The 1,292-nt window shown below is 58.1% G+C and carries 1 protein-coding gene; it reads right to left on the minus strand.

Annotated features, from left to right (window positions below):
- Positions 1-485: 485 nt before the first annotated feature.
- The gene (locus OQZ28_RS17515) at positions 486-1,154 is read right to left on the minus strand and encodes a DUF6118 family protein (protein ID WP_039733719.1); all 669 of its coding nucleotides are present in this window, start codon (positions 1,152-1,154) and stop codon (positions 486-488) included.
- Between the last annotated feature and the right edge of the window lie 138 nt (positions 1,155-1,292).

Raw genomic sequence — 1,292 nt, forward strand, 5'->3', positions numbered from 1 at the left:
TCCGTGCTGCTTGCCGTTGTTCAACAAAGAAACAGCGGCTTGCCCTCAGGCAAGATCACGCTACCCAGACGTTCTTCTACTGTTCATGCTAAACGTTGTTTAGCGTACTTTCCACACGATGGCCTCCACCTGAGGTGGCAAGCGATGAATCTCGTAGGTGGGCGTTAACATGATCATTCTTACGTGTTAGAAAAACAGGTAATTAATAACACGTTTTCCTGCCATGTAAAAGAAACCGAATTTCCTTTAACGCGACATTTCTCCGCCATTCCATTGTTGCAACCTGGGTTATGGCTAAAGGGGCTCGGGTTTTCGCAGCCCCTTTCCTGCATGCCCGTACCAACGGTGCAATGATGTATGAAGACCAGGCATTTATGGATAGGCGTAATGTCAGTTCCGAATATGTCTATGGGTCGTGGTCGGGAAGGCCGTCAGGTCGCAAAACGGTTGGTCTGTCAAATACGGCTCTCAGGGTCACGTTCGTCCTACGACCCACCCGGCCGGATGGTCAGGACACAGGGCTGGTCCACCTTCGTCTCGTTGGCTGTTTTCTGGCAGGCGGCGATCCGGTCCTGACTGGCATCCACAAGCCGGTTGGCCCGGACCATATGCCGCAGGCTTTCGGGATTGTCGGCCTCCATCATCAACGCACCGGATTCCCACCGATCCTGCCCGCCCACGATAAAGGAGGCCACGCGCGTCCCCAGTGATGACGGCAGGAGATAGGTCAGGATAGGCGAGAACGCGATCCCGACAGCCAGACAGGCCAGCCCGACCTTCAGCACCCACCAGTTCTGACGGTCCTGGGTGCGCGCCTGCCCGACAATGTCGGTCAGTTGCTGTCGTTCCACCTGCACCGCACGGATCGCGGTATGAAAGGCAGCCTGCATGTCCTGACTGACAGAAAGCCCTGCCTGGCGTACCCCCTGCCCATAGGCCTGCGGCGTCATCTTCAGCGTCGGACTGGCCTCGATCGCCTTCATGCGCGCGCCCACGTCGTTCAGGGCTTTCACCAGTCTGGCCAGGTCCGGTGTGTAGTCTGGCGGCCGGTTGTCCCGCCATGCCTGGGGCAGCGCTTCCACGCTGCGCCGGAGCACCGTCATTTCGGCGCACAGATCCTCAAACGCACGGGCTGCCGGATCCGTCTCGCTCATGATGGAACCATCCCCTCATCCAGATTCAGTTTTCCGGCACGTCCAGACGATCATCATCCTGACCAGCCTCTTGCGTTCCGGCCCTTTCCTGCTTCCCGAAAAGCAGCCGCCTTCGCCCTTCTTCCATTGCCAGGAGCG

The organism is Komagataeibacter sp. NFXK3, assembly GCF_054182245.1.

Excerpts from the sequence above, each read along its gene's own strand:
- OQZ28_RS17515 (WP_039733719.1), bottom strand. The coding sequence starts at position 1,154 with ATGAGCGAGACGGATCCGGCAGCCCGTGCGTTTGAGGATCTGTGCGCC.